The sequence below is a fragment of the Acinetobacter sp. ANC_7635 genome (genome assembly GCF_056779945.1).
In genome coordinates this window covers 1-614 of the sequence record NZ_JBWYIS010000030.1, presented here as the reverse complement: position 1 = coordinate 614, position 614 = coordinate 1, and the positions used below count along the sequence as shown (strand labels likewise).

Annotated in this window: 1 protein-coding gene; it reads left to right on the top strand. The window is 45.0% G+C overall.

The window, feature by feature from the left end:
• Positions 1 to 614, top strand: a 614-nt coding sequence (locus tag AC1M89_RS14730) for an enolase C-terminal domain-like protein (protein ID WP_481614392.1), incomplete at both ends; no start/stop codon positions are given.

The following is a 614-nucleotide window of genomic DNA, read 5'->3' as shown; positions in this document are numbered from 1 at the left end:
CTGTCTGAAGTGTTAGGTGGCCGTCTGCGTGACAGCGTCCCTGTACTTTGGGTGTTGGCTTCTGGTGATACAGATAAAGATATCGCTGAAGCGAAAAAGATGATCGAAGCTAAGCGTCATAACTTCTTTAAATTAAAAATTGGTTCTCGTGCTGTAGAAGCAGATGTTGAGCATGTTCTCACCATCAAAAAAGCGTTAGGTGCTGATATTTCTATCCGTGTCGATGTGAACCGTGCTTGGTCTGAGTTAGAAGCGATCAAAGGTATTCAGCTTCTGCAAGATGGTGGTGTGGATCTAATTGAACAGCCATGTGCGATTGACAATATTGATGCCATGGAGCGTTTAACTCGTCGTTTTGATATTGCCATTATGGCGGATGAGTCATTGATGGGTCCAAGTACAGCTTATCGTTTAGCGAAGCGTAATGCTGCTTCTGTGTTTGCTGTAAAAGTTGCTCAGTCTGGTGGCCTACTCGAAGGTCGTGATGTAGCAACCATTGCAAACCTCGCTGGTGTAGATCTGTATGGTGGCACGATGCTTGAAGGTTCTGTTGGCACCATCGCTTCTGCACATTTGTTCTCGACCTTTGAGAATTTGGCATATGGCACTGAATT